The 19,968-nt window shown below is 70.8% G+C and carries 17 protein-coding genes; all 17 read right to left on the bottom strand.

Features of this window, described 5'->3' with window-relative positions; genetic code table 11:
* Position 1: 1 nt before the first annotated feature.
* On the bottom strand, positions 2 to 1,984 hold the full coding sequence (locus KZC50_RS11060) for a primosomal protein N' family DNA-binding protein (RefSeq protein WP_375294597.1): 1,983 nt from the start codon (positions 1,982 to 1,984) through the stop codon (positions 2 to 4).
* A 31-nt stretch (positions 1,985 to 2,015) separates the two neighbouring features.
* Positions 2,016 to 3,209, bottom strand: a complete 1,194-nt coding sequence (metK, locus tag KZC50_RS11055; RefSeq protein WP_053547444.1) for a methionine adenosyltransferase — start codon at positions 3,207 to 3,209, stop codon at positions 2,016 to 2,018.
* Between the two features lie 104 nt (positions 3,210 to 3,313).
* Positions 3,314 to 3,568, bottom strand: coding sequence for a DNA-directed RNA polymerase subunit omega (rpoZ, locus tag KZC50_RS11050; protein ID WP_053547443.1), 255 nt, complete (start codon positions 3,566 to 3,568; stop codon positions 3,314 to 3,316).
* Between the two features lie 90 nt (positions 3,569 to 3,658).
* Complete coding sequence (locus tag KZC50_RS11045) at positions 3,659 to 4,234, bottom strand: CoA-binding protein (protein WP_310891720.1); 576 nt, start codon at positions 4,232 to 4,234, stop codon at positions 3,659 to 3,661.
* On the bottom strand, positions 4,231 to 5,550 hold the full coding sequence (locus KZC50_RS11040) for an O-acetylhomoserine aminocarboxypropyltransferase/cysteine synthase family protein (protein WP_310891719.1): 1,320 nt from the start codon (positions 5,548 to 5,550) through the stop codon (positions 4,231 to 4,233). The genes KZC50_RS11045 and KZC50_RS11040 overlap by 4 nt, the downstream gene beginning before the upstream one ends.
* Positions 5,551 to 5,587: 37 nt before the next feature.
* Positions 5,588 to 7,621 carry an acetate--CoA ligase gene (acs, locus tag KZC50_RS11035; RefSeq protein WP_310891718.1) on the bottom strand — a complete coding sequence of 678 codons (2,034 nt, stop codon included), beginning with the start codon at positions 7,619 to 7,621 and terminating at the stop codon, positions 5,588 to 5,590.
* Between the two features lies 1 nt (position 7,622).
* Positions 7,623 to 8,453, bottom strand: a complete 831-nt coding sequence (locus tag KZC50_RS11030) for an ABC transporter permease (protein ID WP_310891717.1) — start codon at positions 8,451 to 8,453, stop codon at positions 7,623 to 7,625.
* The gene (locus KZC50_RS11025) at positions 8,450 to 9,493 is read right to left on the bottom strand and encodes an aliphatic sulfonate ABC transporter substrate-binding protein (RefSeq protein ID WP_301132308.1); all 1,044 of its coding nucleotides are present in this window, start codon (positions 9,491 to 9,493) and stop codon (positions 8,450 to 8,452) included. Before KZC50_RS11025 ends, KZC50_RS11030 begins: the two co-directional genes overlap by 4 nt.
* The gene (locus tag KZC50_RS11020; RefSeq protein WP_310891716.1) at positions 9,490 to 10,329 is read right to left on the bottom strand and encodes an ABC transporter ATP-binding protein; all 840 of its coding nucleotides are present in this window, start codon (positions 10,327 to 10,329) and stop codon (positions 9,490 to 9,492) included. The genes KZC50_RS11025 and KZC50_RS11020 overlap by 4 nt, the downstream gene beginning before the upstream one ends.
* Positions 10,330 to 10,394: 65 nt before the next feature.
* A complete protein-coding gene (gene gmk / locus KZC50_RS11015; RefSeq protein ID WP_310891715.1) occupies positions 10,395 to 11,291 on the bottom strand; it encodes a guanylate kinase in 897 nt (298 codons plus the stop codon).
* Positions 11,284 to 12,174, bottom strand: a complete 891-nt coding sequence (gene pyrF / locus KZC50_RS11010) for an orotidine-5'-phosphate decarboxylase (protein WP_301132312.1) — start codon at positions 12,172 to 12,174, stop codon at positions 11,284 to 11,286. The genes gmk and pyrF overlap by 8 nt, the downstream gene beginning before the upstream one ends.
* The gene (gene carB / locus KZC50_RS11005) at positions 12,171 to 15,458 is read right to left on the bottom strand and encodes a carbamoyl-phosphate synthase large subunit (protein WP_310891714.1); all 3,288 of its coding nucleotides are present in this window, start codon (positions 15,456 to 15,458) and stop codon (positions 12,171 to 12,173) included. The genes pyrF and carB overlap by 4 nt, the downstream gene beginning before the upstream one ends.
* Positions 15,458 to 16,612, bottom strand: a complete 1,155-nt coding sequence (gene carA, locus KZC50_RS11000; RefSeq protein WP_236968903.1) for a glutamine-hydrolyzing carbamoyl-phosphate synthase small subunit — start codon at positions 16,610 to 16,612, stop codon at positions 15,458 to 15,460. Before carA ends, carB begins: the two co-directional genes overlap by 1 nt.
* Positions 16,609 to 17,118 carry a PH-like domain-containing protein gene (locus KZC50_RS10995; RefSeq protein WP_310891713.1) on the bottom strand — a complete coding sequence of 170 codons (510 nt, stop codon included), beginning with the start codon at positions 17,116 to 17,118 and terminating at the stop codon, positions 16,609 to 16,611. Before KZC50_RS10995 ends, carA begins: the two co-directional genes overlap by 4 nt.
* Positions 17,115 to 18,449: a dihydroorotase gene (locus KZC50_RS10990; RefSeq protein ID WP_301132316.1), complete on the bottom strand. Its 1,335-nt coding sequence runs from the start codon at positions 18,447 to 18,449 to the stop codon at positions 17,115 to 17,117. The genes KZC50_RS10995 and KZC50_RS10990 overlap by 4 nt, the downstream gene beginning before the upstream one ends.
* Entirely contained in the window at positions 18,446 to 19,426 is a 981-nt protein-coding gene (locus KZC50_RS10985) for an aspartate carbamoyltransferase catalytic subunit (RefSeq protein ID WP_301132317.1), read from the bottom strand. Before KZC50_RS10985 ends, KZC50_RS10990 begins: the two co-directional genes overlap by 4 nt.
* Positions 19,423 to 19,953: a bifunctional pyr operon transcriptional regulator/uracil phosphoribosyltransferase PyrR gene (pyrR, locus tag KZC50_RS10980; RefSeq protein WP_310891712.1), complete on the bottom strand. Its 531-nt coding sequence runs from the start codon at positions 19,951 to 19,953 to the stop codon at positions 19,423 to 19,425. Before pyrR ends, KZC50_RS10985 begins: the two co-directional genes overlap by 4 nt.
* Positions 19,954 to 19,968 lie beyond the last annotated feature (15 nt).

Genomic DNA, 19,968 nt, shown 5'->3' with positions numbered 1-19,968 from the left:
CTCACAACTCGAGATCGGGCACATCGACCCGCACTCTGAGTGTATTCCGGCGTACCTGGCCCTTCCCGCGCGGCGGCCGGCGGCCGGACACCGCATCGCTCACCACGGACGCGCGCAGGCTCTCGGCCACCCGCGCCCCGCGGGCGTAGTCGAACCGGACGAGCGCGCGCGCGCCGTCCTCCCCGTCCACCGGACCGAGGATCGCCTCGGCGTCGAGCTCGGGGACATCCTCCCGCAGCTTCTGCAGCGCGGTGTCGACCGAACGCCGCGCGCCGCTGAGGGCCGCGACCCGGACGGTGGGCGGCATCCGCAGCGGCAGGCGATCCGCGAGCTCGGCGCGCGCGTAGGCGGGCTGCGTCCATGTCGCCAGGGCCCGCGCGACCGCCCCGGTGACCCCGACGAGGTGGACCGGCGCACCGGGCGCGGCCAGCGCGGCGGCGTTGGACCACCACCGGAGGCAGGACTCGCCGATGCGCAGATCGTCCGCCATCAGCATCCGATCTCCGTCGAGCAGGATGACGGCGCGGTAGCCGCCCCGGGCGATCGGTTCTCCGCCACGGGTCGCGACGACGAGTGCGGGCCGGTCGTCCACCCGCAGGACCGGATGGTCGCCGTCGGCGACGATGACCCGGGTTCCGGGAAAAGCACGACCGAGTTCGTCGGCGGTCCTTTCGCTGCCGGAGGAGGCCATCCGCACCCGATCCGAGTCGCAATCGGAGCATCGCCAGGCGTGGGCGCTGCGCCCGCACCACGTGCACACCGGGACCGTTCCGGGACCGCGCGCGTGCAGCGGACCCGCGCAGTGGCGGCACCGCGCCGGATGTCGGCACTCGGCGCACACGAGGATCGGCGCGTATCCCGGTCGGGAGACCTGGACCAGGACGGGCCCGTGCGCGAGCGCCTCCCGGGCGGCGGCGTATGCGGTGGAGGGGACGCGCGTTCCGCGGGACTCCCCCTCGCGCGTCGCGCTGAGGACCACCCGCGCCCCGACGCGGCGTCGCGCCGGCAGATCCCGTACCCACCCGACCGCGACCAGACGCTCGACGTCCGTCGTTCTGGTGTGCCCGGCGAAGACGAGGGCACCGCCCTCGAGCTCCTGGCGCAGGAGCGCGGCGTCCCGGGCGTGCACGCCCGGTGAGAGCGGCTCTCCGAGGAGCGGGTCGCCGTCGTCCCAGATCGCCACGAGCCCGAGGTCACGCGCCGGGGCGTAGACGGCCGAGCGGTTCCCGACGACGATGCAGGGGGCTTCGGCGAGGGTCCGCAGATACGCCGCGTACCGGGCGGGTGAGGACTGCGCGGCGTCGTGGCGGACGACCGCGGCGAGCGGGACGCGACCGGCCAGCGCCTCCTCGATCTGCGCGCGGTCGCGGTGGTCGGGAACGACGACGACCGCGGTCCGCCCCCGCGCGAGGGTATCGATCGCGAGTGCCGCGAGAAGCTCCGCCCACGCCCCGATGTCGTCGCCCGCCGGAAGGCGCACAGGATGCGGCGGCGCGTCGAGCGCGATCCGCGCATCCGCGCGCATCGCCTCGTCGAGGCCGGGGAACCCGGACAGACGCATCCTCGCCCATTCGCGCACGGTCTCGTCGATCCGAGGCGCCTCCGGGGTCTCCGAGGCCAGCCAGACCTTCTCGGCCCGAACCATCCGTTTCGGGATGGCCAGGCGCAGGATGTCGGCCGCCGAGCCCGCCGCACGATCTGCGACGCGACGCACCAGTCGGTAGAGATCCGGAGTGAGGACCGGAACGGAGGAGACCACGTCCTCGATCTCGGACAGCGGCCGTCCCCCCTCTTCGGCGACCGCGCGCTCCACGAGGAATCCCTCGACGACCCGGCCCGCGCTGCGCAGAGGCACCTTCACCCGCACGCCCGGTTGGGCGAGCGCGTCGAACTCCCGTGGGATCGCGTAGTCGAAGAGGCGATCGAGCTGCGGCAACGGCGAATCGATCAGGACCCGGGCGACCGGGAGGCTCACGTCGTGCACCCGCGCAGCCGGAGCCGGTCGGGCACCGGCCTCACAAGCCCGCGGCCGCGCGGAGGTCGTCGGCGCGGTCGGTGCGCTCCCACGTGAACTCCGGGAGTTCGCGACCGAAGTGCCCGTAGGCGGCCGTCTTGGCGTAGATGGGCCGCAGCAGATCCAGCTGATCGATGATCGCCTGCGGCCGCAGGTCGAACACCTCCAGGATCGCCCGGGTGATCTGATCGTCAGAGACGTGACCGGTGCCGAAGGTCTCGACGTACATCCCCACCGGGGCCGCCTTGCCGATCGCGTAGGCGACCTGGACTTCGAGCCGATCGGCCAGCCCCGCCGCGACGGCGTTCTTGGCGACCCAGCGCATCGCGTACGCGGCTGAACGGTCGACCTTCGAGGGATCCTTGCCGCTGAACGCACCGCCGCCATGGCGGGACGCGCCGCCGTACGTGTCGATGATGATCTTGCGCCCCGTGAGTCCGGCGTCCCCCTTCGGGCCGCCGATGACGAACGGGCCGGCGGGGTTGATGATGAAGTCGGTGCCGGAGATGTCCAGGCCCGACTCCGCGATGACGGGTTCGATGACCTCGGCGCGCACCGCGGCGCGGAGCGCGGCGAGCGAGATGTCCGGGTGGTGCTGGGTCGACAACACGACGGTCTCCACCGTCCGCGGCACGACGCCGTCGTAGCCGAGCGTCACCTGCGTCTTGCCGTCCGGGCGGAGGAACGGGAGGGCTCCGGAGCGACGCGCCTCGGACAGGCGCTCGGCGATACGGTGCGCCGTGTGGATGGCGGTCGGCATGAGCTGCGGGGTCTCGTTCGTGGCGAACCCGAACATGATGCCCTGGTCACCGGCACCGAGCGCGTCCACCGGGTCGAGGGATCCGCCTTCCCGGTGCTCGATCGCGGTGTCGACGCCGGCGGCGATGTCACCGGACTGCTCGCCGATCGACACCGTCACTCCGCAGGAATCACCGTCGAACCCGGTCTCGCTGGAGGTGTAGCCGATGCGGTTCACCACGCCTCGCACGACGCCGGGGATGTCGACGTATCCGTCCGTGCGCACCTCGCCCGCGACATGGACGAGCCCCGTCGTCACGAGTGTCTCGACCGCCACGCGGCTTCCCGGGTCCTGCGCGATCAGCGCATCGAGGACGGCATCCGAGATCTGGTCGCAGATCTTGTCCGGATGCCCTTCCGTGACCGACTCGGACGTGAACAGGCGCAGGGCGGACATCGATCCTCCAGATCGCGGAACGGGGCGGGAACAAGTATGCCCCTGATCGCGGACACGGCCGCGATCAGGGGCACCGGGCCGTCATACGACGGCCGAAAGCGGGGTTACTCCGCGTGACGCAGACGCAGCTTGTCCTCGTGGATCTCGTGCATCGCGATCGTGAGCGGCTTGTCTTCGACGGTGGAGTCGACCAGCGGACCCACGTTGTCGAAGAGGTTGCCCTCGTGCAGGTCGGAGTAGTAGTCGTTGATCTGGCGCGCCCGCTTGGCCGCATAGATCACCAGCTGGTACTTCGAGTCGACCTTCTCGAGAAGGCTGTCGATGGGGGGCTCGATGATGCCCTGGTTCGTTCCGGCCATGGGAACCTCCTCGGTTCGGCGGATGGGAAAAGTGAGGTCGGCGGCGCGCTCCGCAGAACGCGCATCGGACCAGTCTACCGCGACGGACCGTCAGGACGCGGACGGGCGGCTGATCAGCTGTCGCTTGGAGCTGAGGACGCCGGTGTCGAACCCGGCGAGGTGCAGTCCGCCGTGGAAGCGGGCGTGTTCGATCTTCACGCAGCGATCCATCACGACGCGAAGCCCCGCGTCTTCCGCGATCCGTGCCGCATCCTCGTTCCACGACCCCAGCTGGAGCCACAGGGTCTTCGCCCCTGCATCCACAGCCTCCTGCGCGACACCGGGGAGGTCGTCGTGGCGGCGGAAGACGTCGACGATGTCCGGCGCGTACGGCAGGTCCGCCAGCGAGGGGTACACGGGGCGGCCGAGGATCGAGGTTGCGCGGGGATTCACGAAGAACACCTCGTAGGGGGCACTGCCGAGCAGGTACGAGCCGACGAAGTAGCTGGCACGAGCCGGGTTGTCCGAGGCGCCGACGACCGCGATCGACCGTGCGGAGCGCAGGATCTCGAATCGCTCCTGCGCGTTCGGGCCGACCCAGGTGCGGCCGGTGTCGGCGGCGGGTGCACCGGGAAGGGCGCAGGCTTGTCCGACGGACGGCTGCGGAAGGGCGCAGGAGTCGCTCATCGGGTCACCCCCGTCGCGGCGGTGAGCGCCTGATCGAGATCCCACAGGATGTCCTCCGGATCTTCGAGACCGACCGAGATGCGGATGAGGTCGGCGGGAACACCCGCCCGATCGAGCTGATCGGCGGTGAGCTGGCGGTGCGTGGTGGACGCCGGGTGGATCACGAGGGTTCGGGCGTCGCCGATGTTCGCGAGGTGCGACGCGAGCTGGAGGGCGTCGATCACGGCCTCCCCCGCCCGGCGCCCGGCATCCAGGTCGTCGCCGTCCGCACGGACTCCGAATGCGAAGACCGAGCCCGGCCCGAGCGGCAGGTAGCGCTCGGCGCGGTCGTGGTGCGGGTGGTCCGCGAGCCCCGCCCAGGTCACGAAGGACACGCGCGGGTCGTCCTGCAGCCACTCCGCGACGATCCGCGCGTTGGCCAGATGAGCATCGATGCGCTGCGGCAGCGTCTCAACACCCTGCAGGAGCTGGAACGCCGCCTGCGGGCTGAGCGCGGGTCCGATGTCGCGCAGCTGCTCGCTGCGCAGCCGCGTCAGGAAGCCGTATTCGCCGAAGTTGTCCCACCAGCGGATGCCGCCGTAAGACGGGACCGGCTCGGTCATCTGCGGGAACTTGCCGTTGCCCCAGTCGAATGTGCCCTTCTCGATGACGACGCCGCCGAGGGTCGTGCCGTGGCCGCCGAGGAACTTCGTCACGGAGTGGATGACGATGTCGGCCCCGTGCTCGAGCGGGCGCGCGAGATAGGGCGTCGCCAGCGTCGAGTCGACGACGAGAGGGATGCCGGCCGCGTGGGCGATGTCCGCAAGGGCGGCGATGTCGGCGATCTCTCCGGAGGGATTGCCGATCGTCTCGACGTAGAGCACCTTCGTCTCCGGTCGGATCGCCGCGGCGTAGTCGGCCGGGTCGCTGGAGGGGACGAACGTGGTCTCGACGCCGAAGCGGCGCAGCGTCACGTCGAGCTGCGTGACGGTCCCGCCGTACAGCTGGGCCGAGGCCACCACGTGGTCCCCCGCCCCGACGAGCGCGGCGAAGGTGATGAACTCCGCGCTCATGCCCGACGCGGTGGCGACGGCGCCGATGCCGCCCTCGAGCGACGCCAGTCGCTCCTCGAGGGCGGCGACCGTGGGGTTGCCGATGCGCGAGTAGATGTTGCCGTACTTCTGCAGGGCGAAGAGGTTGCCCGCATCCGCGGCGTCGTCGAAGACGAAGGACGTCGTCTGATAGATGGGCACGGCCCGGGCGCCGGTGGCGGCGTCGGGGGTGCCGCCGGCGTGCAGGGCGCGGGTGCGGAAGCCGAACCGGTGATCGTCGCTCATGCTGCTCTCTCTGTGGGGGCGTTCGGGATGATGCCGCTCAGGCGTCGGCGAGGACGTCGGCGATCTGGGTGACGGCCCAGGGATTCTGCAGCGACGTGGTGTCGCCGAGGGGGCTCGGGACCCGCCCCGCGCGGCGATCCTGCTCAGCCTCCCACAGCTGTCCGAGGAGGCGTCGCAGGATCTTGCCGGAGCGGGTCTTGGGCAGCTCCGGGACGACGACGAGGTGTCGCGGCTTCGCGATGGGACCGATCTCCCGCGCCACCTGGGAGCGCAGCTCCGTCGGTTGCGGGGCGGCCGTACCGGAGGCGACGACGAACGCGGCGACCGCGTGGCCCGTGACCGGGTCGGCGACCGCCGTGACACCCGCCTCGCCGACGCTCTCGTGCGCGACGAGCGCGGACTCGATCTCGATCGTCGACATGCGGTGCCCGGAGACGTTCAGGACATCATCGAGCCGGCCGAGGATCCAGATGTACCCGTCGGCATCAACCGTCGCGGAGTCCCCGGCGACGTAGTAGCCGCCGTGGGCTCCGTGGCCGGCGTACTGCGCCCAGTACGAGTCGCGGTAGCGGGCCGCGTCCTTCCACACCGTGCGCGCCATCCCGGGCCACGGTCGTCGCACGACGAGGGTCCCCGAGCGACCGGGGGCCACCTCGCGGCCATCCTCGTCGACGACGGCCGCGTCGATCCCCGGGAAGGGAACGGATGCCGAGCCGGGCTTGAGGGTCGTGACGCCGGGGAGCGGCGCGATCATGGCCGCGCCCGTCTCGGACTGCCACCAGGTGTCGACGACCGGCAGGGTGTCGCGGCCGAACGTGCGCCGGAACCAGACCCACGCGGCGGGATTGATCGCCTCCCCCACGGTGCCGAGGAGGCGGAGCGACGACAGATCGTGGCCGGGGGGCAGCTCGTCACCGAACCAGGTCATGAAGGTGCGGATGAGGGTGGGCGCGGTGTAGTAGACCGTGACGCCGTACCGCTCGATGATCTCGAGATGCCGGGTGCGCACCGGAGTGTCGGGTGTCCCCTCGTAGATCACCTGGGTGAGCCCGTTGGAGAGCGGACCGTAGATCTCGTAGGTGTGGGCCGTGACCCACGCGAGGTCCGCGGTGCACCAGTGCACGTCGTCCTCGCGGGCGTCGAAGTGCGCCCAATGCGCGAAGCTCGCGTGGGTGAGGTACCCGCCGGAGGTGTGCACGAGCCCCTTGGGCCGGCCCGTCGTCCCGGAGGTGTAGATGATGAAGAGCGGATGCTCGGCATCGAACGCGTCGGGCCGGTGCTCCGACGACGCGGCGTCGACGACGTCGTGCCACCAGACGTCCCGACCCGGGGTCCACGGGACGTCCTGTCCGGTGCGACGGACGACGAGGACGTGCTCGAGGTGGGCGAGTCCGTCCGCGGCCTCGTCGGCGGCGGACTTGACCTCGACGGCGGCCGCGCGGCGGTGCTGCCCGTCGGTGGTGACGAGGAGCTTCGCCTCGGTGTCCTCGAGGCGGAAGCGCAGCGCCTCGGCCGAGAAACCGCCGAAGACAAGCGAGTGCACCGCCCCGATGCGCGCGCACGCGAGCGTGATCACGACGGTCTCCACGAGCACGGGGAGGTAGATCACGACGCGATCGCCGGGCCCGATGCCGAGGGCCAGGAGGGCGTTCGCCGCCTGCGCGACGCGACGCTGCAGATCGGCGTAGGTGACGGTGACCCGGTCACCGGGTTCGCCCTCGAAGTGCAGGGCGACCTTCTCGCCGCGGCCCGCCGCGACGTGCCTGTCGACGCAGTTCTCCGCGACGTTCAGGCGCCCGCCGACGAACCAGCGCGCCGCAGGGACCGACAGAGCCCCCTCGGCATCCCGGACCGGCGGATCCCATTCGTGGGCGGTGTCCCACGGGCGCGCCCACGTCAGCCTCTCGGCCGCGCGCTCCCAGAAGGCGATCGGGTCCGCCGCCGCGGTGGCGTACACGTCGGCGGCCACGTTCGCGCGCGCCGCGAGCCCGGCGGGCGGAGGGAACGCCCGGGTCTCCACGAGGCGTCCCTCGGACACGGAAGCGCCGCTCCCGTCATTGATTCCGCTCATGTCAGATCCATCGCCGGAGCAGGTACTTCTGCACGATGCTCAGGATGCCGTTGGTGAGGGTGCCGAGGAGAGCGAGCAGGACGATGGCGAGCAGGATGCGGTCAACACGACCATTCGACTGTGAGTCTGTGAGCAGCCAGCCGAGACCCATCGAGGCGGCGATGAGCTCCGCGGCGACGAGGAAGAGCCAGGCCTGCGCAAGGGCGAGCCGGAGACCGGCCATGATCGAGGGCACGACGGCCGGGAGCTGCACGGTACGGAAGAGCGCGAATCCGCGCAGGCTGAACGAGCGGGCCATCTCCACCGAGCGCGCGTCGACCTGCCGGAGCGCCAGGCTCACGGTGGTGAAGACGGGGAAGAACGCCCCGATTGCGATGAGCGTGACCTTCGATTCTTCGCCGATCCCCATCCACAGCAGCAGAAGGGGCACGAGCGCGAGGGACGGGACCGCCCGGATCGCGGCGAGGGTCGGACTCAGGAGAGCGTCTCCGGCGCGCGTCAGCCCCACGACGGCGGCGACAGCGAGCCCGGTCACGGCGCCGATGGCGAAGCCGAGGAACACCCGCTGCACCGAGATCGCGATGTGGATCCACAACGACCCGCTCTCGGCGAGCTGCACCGCGGCGGCGAGGACGCTGGCCGGCGGAGGCAGCCGGTAGGCCGGGACCAGACCCGACGCCGTGACGGCCTGCCACACCGCGAGGAGGACGAGCGGGACGAGCGCTCCCCCGACGATGCGGACCGAGCGGCGGCTCCAGAACGCGCGCGCCGACGACCCCGGACGCGCGGTGGCGTCCGGGGTCGTGCGGCTCTGCGCGGGTGCGGAGGTCATCGCCCCTCGGTCGCCTGCACGGCGAAGGTGTCGTTGACGATGGTGTCGAGCGCGTCGTTCACGGCGCTCTCCCCGCCCTGCACCGCATCCGAGGCCACGAGGACCGGCGCGATCACGCGGAGGACATCGAGCTGGGCCTCACCGGGGACACCCGAGACGTCGAGGTTCGAGCGCTCCTGGATGACGGTGTTCGCTACCGCGATGTCGATTGCCGCGACCTCGGCCAGAAGCGCGGCGGTCTCCTCGGGGTTCTCGAGCGCCCAGGCACGCGCCTCCTCGTACGCGTCGACGACCACCTGCGCGACATCCGGGTGGTCGGTGAGGAAGCTCTCGGTGGCGTTGAGGAAGCCGTAGGAGTTGAAGTCGACGTTGCGGTAGATCAGCTGCGCGCCGGACTCGACCTCCGCGGCCGCCATGATCGGGTCCAGACCCGCCCACGCGTCGACAGAGCCGGCCTCGAGCGCCGCGCGTCCGTCGGCGTGCTGCAGGTTCTGCGCCTCGATGTCGTCGACCGACAGGCCCTCGGTCTCCAGGGCCTGCAGGAGGAAGAAGTAGGGGTCGGTACCCGTGGTGGCCGCGACCGACTTCCCGGCGAGGTCGGCGACGGACGTGATGTCACTTCCCTCGGGCACGACGATCGCGGACCACTCGGGCTGCGAGTAGATGTCGATGACTTGGATGGGCGAACCGTTGGCACGGGCGAGGAGCGCCGCGGAGCCCGCGGTCGAGCCCACGTCCAGGGAGCCGGCCCGCAGGAACTCGTTGGCCTTGTTCGAGCCGGCCGACTGCACCCACTCGACGGTGACGTCATCGCCGAGCACGTCCTCGATGAGTCCCTGGTCGCGCACGATCAGGCTCAGCGGGTTGTAAGTGGCGAAGTCGATGGACAGGGTGTCGGTGGACCACTCCGAAGCGGTGCCGGCGGTGTCGCCCTCGGACTGCGCGGAGGCGTTCTCGCCCGAGAGGCACCCGGTCGTGGCCATCATCATCGCACCGGCGAGGACGATCGCGGGTACGGTGCGGCGGATGACGGTGCTCATCGGGTCTCCTCGAGAGTCTGGTGATGGGTGGGGACGCCGAGTCCTTCGAGGAGCTCGGCGCGCAGGTCCGCGAAGACGTGATCTGCACGATCGCGGGGACGGATGCCGGGGACGTCGACCGTGCGGGCGACGGAACCGGACGAGGGGTCGTCACCGAGGGTGCGAAGGAGCACCACACGGTCGGCGAGGTAGAGGGCCTCCTCCACGTCGTGCGTCACGAGGACGACGGTCGTGGGGCGGGAGGCATGGATGTCCAGGAGCAGGTCCTGCATGCGCAGACGCGTGAGGGCGTCCAGGGCTCCGAACGGCTCGTCGAGGAGGAGCACTTCGGGTCCGCGCGCGAGGGCGCGTGCGAGCGACGCGCGCTGCGCCATCCCGCCGGAGACCTCCGCGGGCCGGCGATCCGCGGCCTGGTCCAGCCCCACGAGACGGAGCAGATCTGCCACGCGGTCGCGTCCCTCGCGCTTCGCCGTCCCGCGCGGGAGGCCGAGCGCGACATTCTGCGCGATCGTCCGCCACGGCAGCAGACGCGGCTCCTGGAAGGCCACCGCGGTGCGGTCGTCGGTGTCGCGGACGGCCGAGGAGTCCAGCGAGATGGTTCCGCGGGACGGCTGGTCCAGACCCCCGAGGAGCTTGAGCAGCGTGGACTTGCCGCACCCGGAGGGTCCGACGATGGCGAGGATCTCCCCTGCGGCGAGGTCGAGGTCGACGTCCCTCAGCACGGCGTGCTCCCCCTGCGGGGTCGCGAAGGAGCGCGACAGACCGGTCAAGCGGACGACGCCGCGGGCGGTCTGCGCGGACGCTGCGGGCACGGCGGGCGCGAGGAGGGTGGACACGCCTTCGATCATGCCGACTCGATGACCACCCCCGCGTCACGGACGTAACGTGACGAAATGCGGCGTCAGGATCCGAGAGCGGCGATCTCCGCAGCGGCCCGCGCGACGTCGTCGTTCACGACGCGGTAATCGAACTCCGCCTGCGCCGCCAGCTCGCCCCGCGCGGTGCGCAGGCGTCGCGCCTGCTCTTCCGGGCCCTCGGTGCCCCGACCGATGAGCCGGTTGACGAGCTCGTCCCAGCTCGGCGGCAGGAGGAAGACGAGAGTCGCCGACGGCTCGGCGGCCCGCACCTGACGCGCACCCTGCAGGTCGATCTCCAGGAGCACCGTCCTGCCCTCGGCGAGGACCCGCTCGATCGGGCCACGGGGGGTGCCGTACCGGTACGCGTTGTGGACGGTGGCCCACTCCAGAAGCTCACCCTCCGCCACGAGCCGGTCGAACTCCGCGTCGTCGACGAAGTAATAGTGCTCGCCGTGGACCTCACCCGGACGCGGTGCGCGCGTCGTGGCCGAGACCGAAAGGTGGATGTCGGGGTGGTGCTCCTTGATGTGGGCGGCGACGGTGCCCTTGCCGACCGCCGTCGGACCCGCGAGGACGAGGAGGCGGCTGCGGCCGGACCGAGGAGCGGGTTCGGGGAACCGGGTGTCGAGGAAAGCGCGCAGCGCCTCCCGCTGGCGCGCACCGAGCCCGCCCAGCCGCTTCACCGGCGAGATGTCGAGGTCGGAAAGGATGCGATCGCGCTTCCCGGCGCCGATCGCGGGGACGCTCGTGAGGAACTCGGTGATGCGCATCGCGCCCGCCGGCGAGGTCGGGGCATCCAGCGCGCGCCGCAGAAGCTCCTGGGGGGTGATCACCCGTGTGGCGACGTCGTTCTTCAGCGCGGCGCGCTCCCGGCGCGCGGCGACGGCACGCCGCGATGCCGCGACCCGGTCGACCTCGGGAGGGGTGCGCGAATCAGCCATCGTGCGCCGCTCCCGCGCGTCCGCGCACGATCCCCGCGTCACGGTAGAGGGCGGAGCGCTCGTCGATGCGCGCGGTCAAGTCGGCAGGTCCCGCAGAGAGGACGCTCCGACTCTCCGACGCGAGGACATGCGCCGCGACGGCGCCGAAGAGCCGCGGCAGATCGGCCGGAGTAGCACCCTGTGCGCCGAAGCCCGGTGCCAGCAGCGGGGCGCCGGCGAGCACATCGTCGGTGAGGCCGAACTCGTGCCGGTCGACGGTCGCCCCGACGACGAGTCCGATCGGGCCCAGCTCTCCGCCGAAGGCGGCGGAGCCGTTGACCCACGCGATGTCCCGTGCGACCCGGCGGGCGACGGACTGGTCCGCCTCCGCTTCGACATCGACCGTGCGCGCCGTCTGCAGCGCCGCGGCCTCCGGATTGCTGGTCGCGGCGAGGACGAACACGCCCTTGCCGAGTCGCACCGCTCCGGTGAGGGTCGCGCGCAGAGACTCGGGCCCGAGGTAGGGGCTCACGGTGAGGGCGTCGGCCTCGAGCGGCGAGCCGGGCGTCAGCCAGGCGGCGCTGTACCCGTCCATCGTGGAGCCGATGTCCCCGCGCTTGGCATCGGCGATCACGATCAGGCCGGCAGCCCGCGCGGACGCGAGTACGGACTCCAGCGCGGCGAACCCCGCGGCGCCGAAGCGCTCGAAGAAGGCCACCTGGGGCTTGACGACCCCGACACGTCCTGCCGCCGCGTCGACCACGCGGAGCCCGAAGTCGCGGGCGCCGGCCGGTGAGTCGCCGAGACCCCAGTCGCTCAGCAGGTGCGGGTGAGGGTCGATCCCCACGCATAGGGGTCCGAAGCGATCGAGGGATTCCCTGATGCGGCGTCCGAACGAGCTCACGCGCGCCCAGCCCGATCCACGGCGTACTCCTGGAGGCTGCGGACCTCGAATCCGCGACGGAGCACGGGAATCGCGCTGACCGCCGCGCCGAGTACGGCCATCGTGGTGAACAGCGCCTTGTCTCCCGCGACCGCGGCGGCGCGGATCTCGTAGCCGTCGGCCCGAGCCATCCCGCCCGACGGGGTGTTCACGACGATGTCGATCTCCCCCGCGTTGATGAGGTCGACGATGTTGGTATCCCCCGACTCCTGCGTGGACGAGTACTTGTTCACGACCGTGACGCGGATGCCGTTCCGCGCGAGGATCTCCGCTGTCCCCTCGGTGGCGACGAGCTCGTACCCGAGCTCGGCGAGCCGGTGGGCGGGCAGGATGACCGCGCGCTTGTCGCTGTCGGCGACGGAGATGAAGACGCGACCGCTGAGCGGCACTCCGCCGTAGGCCGCTTCCTGGGACTTCGCGAACGCGGTCGGGAAGTCACGATCGATTCCCATGACCTCGCCGGTCGAGCGCATCTCGGGGCCGAGGACGGAGTCGACGGTCTGTCCGTCTGCGGTACGGAAGCGCTTGAAGGGGAGCACCGCCTCCTTCACCGCCACCGGGGCGTCGAGCGGCACCCGCGACCCGTCGCGTTCGGGCAGGAGGCCCTCGGCGATCAGGTCGGCGATGCTTGTGCCGGCCATGATGCGGCTCGCGGCCTTGGCGAGGGGGATGCCGAGCGCCTTGGAGACGAAGGGAACCGTGCGGCTCGCGCGCGGGTTCGCCTCGATGACATAGAGGACCCCCGCGCTGACGGCGAACTGGACGTTGAGCAGACCACGGACGCCGATGCCGCGTGCGATCGCGCCGGTGGCCTCGCGGACGCGGTCGATCTCGGTGCGCCCGAGGCTCACCGGCGGAAGGGTGCAGCTGGAGTCGCCGGAGTGGATGCCGGCCTCCTCGAGGTGCTCCATCACGCCGCCGATGTAGAGCGTCTCACCGTCGAAGAGGGCGTCGACGTCGATTTCGACCGCGTCATCGAGGAAGCGGTCGACGAGGAGAGGGAGCCCCGGTCCGATGATCGCCTGATCGGCGATGCGCCGGAAGTAGTCGCGGAGGCTGTCGGTGTCGTAGACGATCTCCATGCCACGGCCGCCGAGCACGAAGCTCGGACGCACCAGCACCGGGTACCCGATGTCCTCGGCGACGGCGATGGCGCCCTCCACGTCGATCGCGGTGCCGTGGCGCGGCGCCACGAGGCCCGCCTCTTCGAGGATGCCGCTGAACAGTCCGCGCTCCTCCGCGAGGTCGATCGCCGCGGGCGAGGTGCCGAGGATCGTGTAGCCGGCCTCCTCGATCCCCTTCGCGAGCCCCAGCGGCGTCTGCCCGCCCAGCTGGCAGACGACACCGAGGATCGTGCCCGACTGCGCCTCGGCGTGGAGCACCTCCAGCACGTCCTCGAGCGTCAGCGGCTCGAAGTACAGACGGTCCGAGGTGTCGTAGTCGGTGGAGACCGTCTCCGGGTTGCAGTTGACCATGACCGTCTCGAACCCGGCATCCGACAGTGCGAACGAGGCGTGCACGCACGAGTAATCGAACTCCACGCCCTGACCGATCCGGTTCGGCCCCGAACCGATGATGACCACCTTCGTGCGCTCCGACGGGGTCACCTCCGTCTCGGCGTCGTAGCTGGAGTAGTGATAGGGCGTGAGTGCAGGGAACTCCCCCGCGCACGTGTCGACGGTCTTGTACACCGGACGGATGTCGAGCCCGTGGCGGACCGTCCGCACGGAGACCTCGTCGATACCCCGGAGCTGGGCGATCTGGGCGTCGCTGAAGCCGTGTTCCTTCGCGATGCGCATGACGCGGGCATCGAGCTCCGTCGCGCTGCGGACGAACTCCGCGACCTCGTTGATGAGGACGATCTGGTCGATGAACCACGGGTCGATCGCCGTCGCCTCGAAGGCCTGCTCGGGCGTCGCGCCCAGGCGCAGAGCCTGCTGGAGGACGACGATGCGTCCGTCGGTCGGGATCTTGGCGATGTCGAGCAGCTCCTCGACCGAACGGGACTCCTCGCCCCAGTGGAAGCTCGAGCCGCGCTTCTCCAGCGACCGCAGCGCCTTCTGGAGGGCCGTGGCGTAGTTCCGACCGATCGCCATCGCCTCGCCGACGGACTTCATGGTCGTGGTGAGGGTGGTGTCGGCGGCCGGGAACTTCTCGAAGTTGAACCGCGGAACCTTCACGACGACGTAGTCGAGGGTGGGTTCGAAGCTCGCCGGCGTCACCTTGGTGATGTCGTTCGGGATCTCATCGAGGCGATATCCGATGGCGAGCTTCGCGGCGATCTTCGCGATCGGGAATCCGGTGGCCTTGGACGCCAGGGCGGACGAGCGCGACACGCGCGGGTTCATCTCGATCACGATGATGCGGCCGTTGCAGGGATCCACGGCGAACTGGATGTTGCACCCGCCGGTGTCCACGCCCACGGCGCGGATGATGTCGATGCCGATGTCGCGCATCTTCTGGTACTCACGGTCGGTGAGCGTCAGCGCGGGAGCGACGGTGATGGAGTCGCCAGTGTGCACACCGACGGGGTCGACGTTCTCGATCGAGCAGACGACCACGACGTTGTCCGCGTTGTCGCGCATGAGCTCGAGCTCGTACTCCTTCCACCCGAGGATCGACTCCTCCAGCAGCACCTCGGTCGTCGGCGAATCGCGCAGGCCCGCGCCGGCGATCCGGCGCAGGTCCTGCTCGTCGTAGGCGAAGCCGGACCCGAGACCGCCCATCGTGAAGCTCGGGCGCACCACGAGCGGGTATCCGAGCTCCGCGGCGCCGGCGAGCACCTCGTCCATGGTGTGGCAGATGCGGCTGTCGGCGACGTCCGCGCCCGAGTCGAGAACGAGCTGCTTGAACAGCTGCCGGTCCTCGCCCTTGTTGATCGCCTCGAGGTTGGCGCCGATCAGTTCGACCCCGTACTTCTCGAGGACGCCGTGCTTGTCGAGCTGGATCGCGGCGTTCAGCGCCGTCTGTCCGCCGAGGGTGGGCAGGATCGCGTCCGGTTTCTCCTTCGCGATGATCGTCTCGATGGTCTGCCACGTGATCGGCTCGATGTAGGTGGCGTCGGCGAAGTCCGGGTCGGTCATGATCGTCGCCGGGTTCGAGTTGACGAGGATGACGCGCACGCCCTCCTCGCGCAGTACGCGGCAGGCCTGGGTGCCGGAGTAGTCGAACTCGCACGCCTGGCCGATGACGATCGGGCCGGACCCGATGACCAGGACACTGGTGATGTCGTCGCGCTTGGGCATCAGTTGTCGTCCTTGCTGTGGGCCGCGAGCACCATGTCGCGGAACCGGTCGAAGAGGTAGTTGGAGTCGTGGGGGCCCGCGGCCGCCTCGGGGTGGTACTGCACGCTGAAGGCGGGGATGTCGAGGGCGCGGAGTCCCTCGACCACGTCGTCGTTCAAGCCGATGTGACTCACTTCGACGCGCCCGTACCCGTTCGGGCTCTCGACGATGCCGTCGGTGGGGGCGTCCACGGCGAACCCGTGGTTCTGCGAGGTGATCTCCACGCGGCCGGTCGCCTTGTCGAGCACGGGCTGGTTGATGCCGCGGTGGCCGAACGGCAGCTTGTACGTGCCGAAGCCGAGCGCGCGCCCGAGGAGCTGATTGCCGAAGCAGATCCCGAAGAAGGGCAGACCGTCGTCGAGGACGGCCCGCAGCAGCTCCACATGCTGGTCCGACGCCGCCGGGTCGCCGGGACCGTTGGAGTAGAAGGCCGCGACGGGCTCGATGGCCCGGATCTGCTCGATCGTGGCCGACTGCGGAAAGACGTGCACCTCGAACCCGCGCGCGGCGAGGTTGTTGATCGTGGCGGTCTTGACACCCAGGTCCAGAACGGCGAGGTTTCCGATGCGCTCGCCGACGGCGGGGGTCACCTCGACCTCGCTGACCGACACCTCCGCGGAGAGGTTGCGCCCGCGCATGTCCGGGGCTTCGCGGACGAGACGCAGCTGCTCCTCGGCGTCCAGGCCCGCCGCGGCACCCGAGAACACGCCGCCGCGCATGCTGCCCTCGGAACGGATGCGCCGGGTGACGGCACGCGTGTCGATGTTGCTGATGCCGACCACGCCGTCGCGCACGAGAGCGTCCGGGAGGCTCTCATCGGCGCGCCAGTTCGACACGACGCGCGACGGGTCGCGGACGACGTAGCCCGACACCCAGATGCGTCGGGATTCCGGGTCTTCGTCGTTCATGCCGGTGTTGCCGATGTGGGGCGCAGTCTGCACCACGATCTGGCCGGCGTAGGAGGGGTCGGTGATGGTCTCCTGATACCCGGTCATGCCGGTGGCGAACACCACCTCGCCGAGTGTCGTGCCCCGGGCACCGTAGGCGTCGCCCGGGTACCGGGTCCCGTCCTCGAGGACGAGGACGGCGGGGTCGAGGTCGAAGGGAGAGGTCATGCGTCGTGTCCCGTCTTGTTCTTCGGAAGGAGGGCGCCCAGAGCGTCGGCGAGGGCTCGCGCCGAGGCATCCTGCGGGCGGAAGTAGGAGTCGACCGTCGTGTCGTGGTCGATGAGCCAGGAGACGCGGACGAGCCCGTCCCGCTCGACGACACGATCGATGGCGACCGTGGCCTGCGCGACGGCCGTCACGCGCGCCGCGGGGACGAAGATGGGGGCTTGCCCGGTGAGGCCGATCGCGACGCCCGCCGAGGCCACGCGGACCTCGCCGCGGGAGCGGAAACCCAGACCCCGGACCGCGAGGCGCTCGAGCGGTTCGCCGTGGCGCGTCGTGGCGACGTACAGCACGGGGAAGGATGCCGCGACCTCGGCGCCGGCCGGGAGATCGCCGAAGGGCGCCGACCACCCGGCATCGCGGCGGGTACGTCGTCGCCACGCCCAGCCGAGGAGCGCGACGACCAGGACACCGACGCCGACGGTGATCAGCAGGGCCCCCTCGCGGGTCACGAGCGGACTCCCGGACGATCGAGGACCGCGCCGTCGGCGACGGTGACGAGGCCGCCGTACACGGTCCACCGGATCACCCCGGGGAGCTCCCGGCCGAGGTAGGGCGAGTTCACGCTCCGCCCCTCGAGGTCGGCGGTGCCGAAGGTCCGCATCGGAGCGGGATCGTGGAAGACGAGGTGCGCGGGGTGCCCGACGGTGATCGGCGTTCCGTGTCCGGCGAGGCGGCCGATGCGTGCGGGCTCCCGTGACATCACCCGGGCGACATCCGCCCACGTGAGCATTCCGGTGTCGACCATCGCGTGCTGGACGACGCGCAGCGCACTCTCCAACCCCACCATGCCGTTGGCCGCTGCGCCCCACTCGCAGGCCTTGGCCTCCGCGGGGTGCGGGGCGTGATCGGTCGCGACGATGTCGATCGTCCCGTCGGCGAGCCCCTCGCGCACGGCCCGCACGTCCTCCTCGCGCCGCAGCGGCGGGTTCACCTTGAAGCGCGGGTCGTAGTCGCGCACCAGATCCTCGGTGAGCAGCAGGTGGTGCGGGGTCACTTCCGCCGTCACGTCCACGCCGCGCTTCTTGGCCCACCGGATGATCTCCACCGATCCCGCGGTGGAGAGGTGGCACACGTGCAGGCGCGAACCGACATGCTCGGCGAGGAGGACGTCGCGGGCGATGATCGACTCCTCCGCCACCGCGGGCCACCCGGTCAGTCCGAGTTCGGCCGAGACGGCACCCTCGTTCATCTGGGCTCCCTCGGTGAGCCGGGGATCCTGGGCGTGCTGGGCGATGACGCCGTCGAACGCCTTGACGTACTCCAGCGCCCGACGCATGATCAGCGGATCCCACACGCAGAAGCCGTCGTCGCTGAACACACGGACGCGGGCGCGGGAGTCGGCCATGGCGCCGAGCTCCGCCATCCGCTCGCCCTTCTGCCCGACCGTGACGGCTCCGATGGGCTGGACCGTGACGAAACCGGCGGCTTCGCCGAGCGCGAGCTCCTGCTCGACGACCCCGGCAGTGTCGGCGACGGGTGAGGTGTTGGGCATCGCGAACACGGCCGCGTACCCGCCCGCAGCGGCGGCACGCGAACCGGTCAGGATCGTCTCGGACGCCTCGTACCCCGGCTCGCGCAGGTGGGTGTGGAGGTCGACGAGACCCGGCAGGGCCACCAGTCCGTCGACATCGATCTCGGTCGCGCCGTTGCGGCTGAGGCCCGCGCCGACCTCGACGATCAGACCATCCGCGACCAGGATGTCGGCGGCGGCCGCACCGTCGATGCGTGCGCCGCGGAAAAGCAGCCGTTCGGGGGTGGCGGTCGGCGGTGACTGGGTCATCGGGGGCTCTCCTCGTCTACGGCGTTCCGGTCGTCGGGTCCCGCGCCCGCCAGTAGCAGGTAGAGCGCGGCCATGCGCACCGAGACGCCGTTGGCGACCTGCTCGAGGACGGTCGAGCGGGCGCTGTCGGCGGCCTCTGCGGAGATCTCCAACCCCCGGTTCATGGGGCCCGGGTGCAGGACCATCGTATCCGCCGGGAGGGCCGATGCTCGCCGGGCGTCGAGCCCCCAGATGCGCGAATACTCCCGTTCAGTGGGGAAATATGCCGCATTCATCCGTTCGAGCTGGATGCGCAGCATCATCACCGCATCCGGTTCCCGCGCGAGAGCCTCGTCAAGGCCGTACAGAACCTCGACCGGCCACCGGCTGACGTCCTGCGGAACGAGCGTCGGAGGACTCACCAGGGTGACGTGCGCGCCGAGCGTCGTGAGCAGCCAGACGTTGGAGCGCGCGACGCGCGAGTGCAGGACGTCGCCGACGATGGTCACACGGATGCCGGCGAGATCCCGGCCACGGCTGTCGGCGCCGAACCGGCGCTTGCGGATCGTGAAGGCGTCCAGAAGCGCCTGCGTGGGGTGCTCGTGGGTGCCGTCGCCGGCGTTGACCACACCGGCGGAGATCCACCCGCTCGTGGCCAGGGTGCGCGGCGCACCGGAGGCTCCGTGGCGGATGACGACGGCATCCGCCCCCATCGCCTGAAGGGTCTGCGCTGTGTCCTGCAGCGACTCCCCCTTGGACACACTGGAGCCCTTGGCGGAGAAGTTGATGACGTCGGCCGAGAGGCGCTTGGCCGCGGCCTCGAACGAGATCCGCGTGCGGGTGGAGTCCTCGAAGAAGAGGTTCACCACCGTCTTCCCCCGGAGGGTCGGGAGCTTCTTGACTTCGCGGCGCTGGGTGTCGGCCATGTCTTCGGCGACGTCCAGGATGCGGAGGGCGTCTTCGCGCGACAGGGTGCGCGTGTCCAGGAGGTGCCTCATGACTCGATCGTCACCTCCTCGACGCCGTCCACTTCTCGCAAGCGGACGTTGACGCGCTCCTCCCTCGCGCTCGGCAGGTTCTTGCCGACGAAATCCGGCCGGATCGGCAGCTGCCGGTGGCCACGATCGACGAGCGTCGCCAGCCGGACCGCCGCCGGGCGTCCGATGTCCTGGAGCGCATCGAGGGCGGCACGGATGCTCCGGCCCGAGAACAGCACGTCGTCGACGAGGACGACCGTGCGCCCGTCGATGCCGACCGAGGGGATGTCGGTGGGCTGCGGGGTGCGGGTCGGGTTCCGATGCAGGTCGTCTCGGTACATCGTGACGTCGAGGGCCCCGACCGGGACGGCGATGCCGCCGAAGTCGCCGACGAGGGCGCCGATCCTCTGCGCGAGGGTCGTGCCCCGCGTCGGGATGCCGAGGAGGACGAGGCCCTCCGGTCCCTTGTTGGACTCCAGGATCTCGTGGGAGATCCGAGTCAGGGCGCGCGCGATGTCGGCCTCGTGAAGCACGGTACGCGTGCTCATCCGCCGCTCCCTTCT

The sequence above is a fragment of the Microbacterium aurantiacum genome (genome assembly GCF_031625015.1).
Taxonomy (GTDB): domain Bacteria; phylum Actinomycetota; class Actinomycetes; order Actinomycetales; family Microbacteriaceae; genus Microbacterium; species Microbacterium aurantiacum.
Note: the sequence above shows the minus strand (reverse complement) of the source record. Positions and strands in the feature narration are given on the sequence as shown.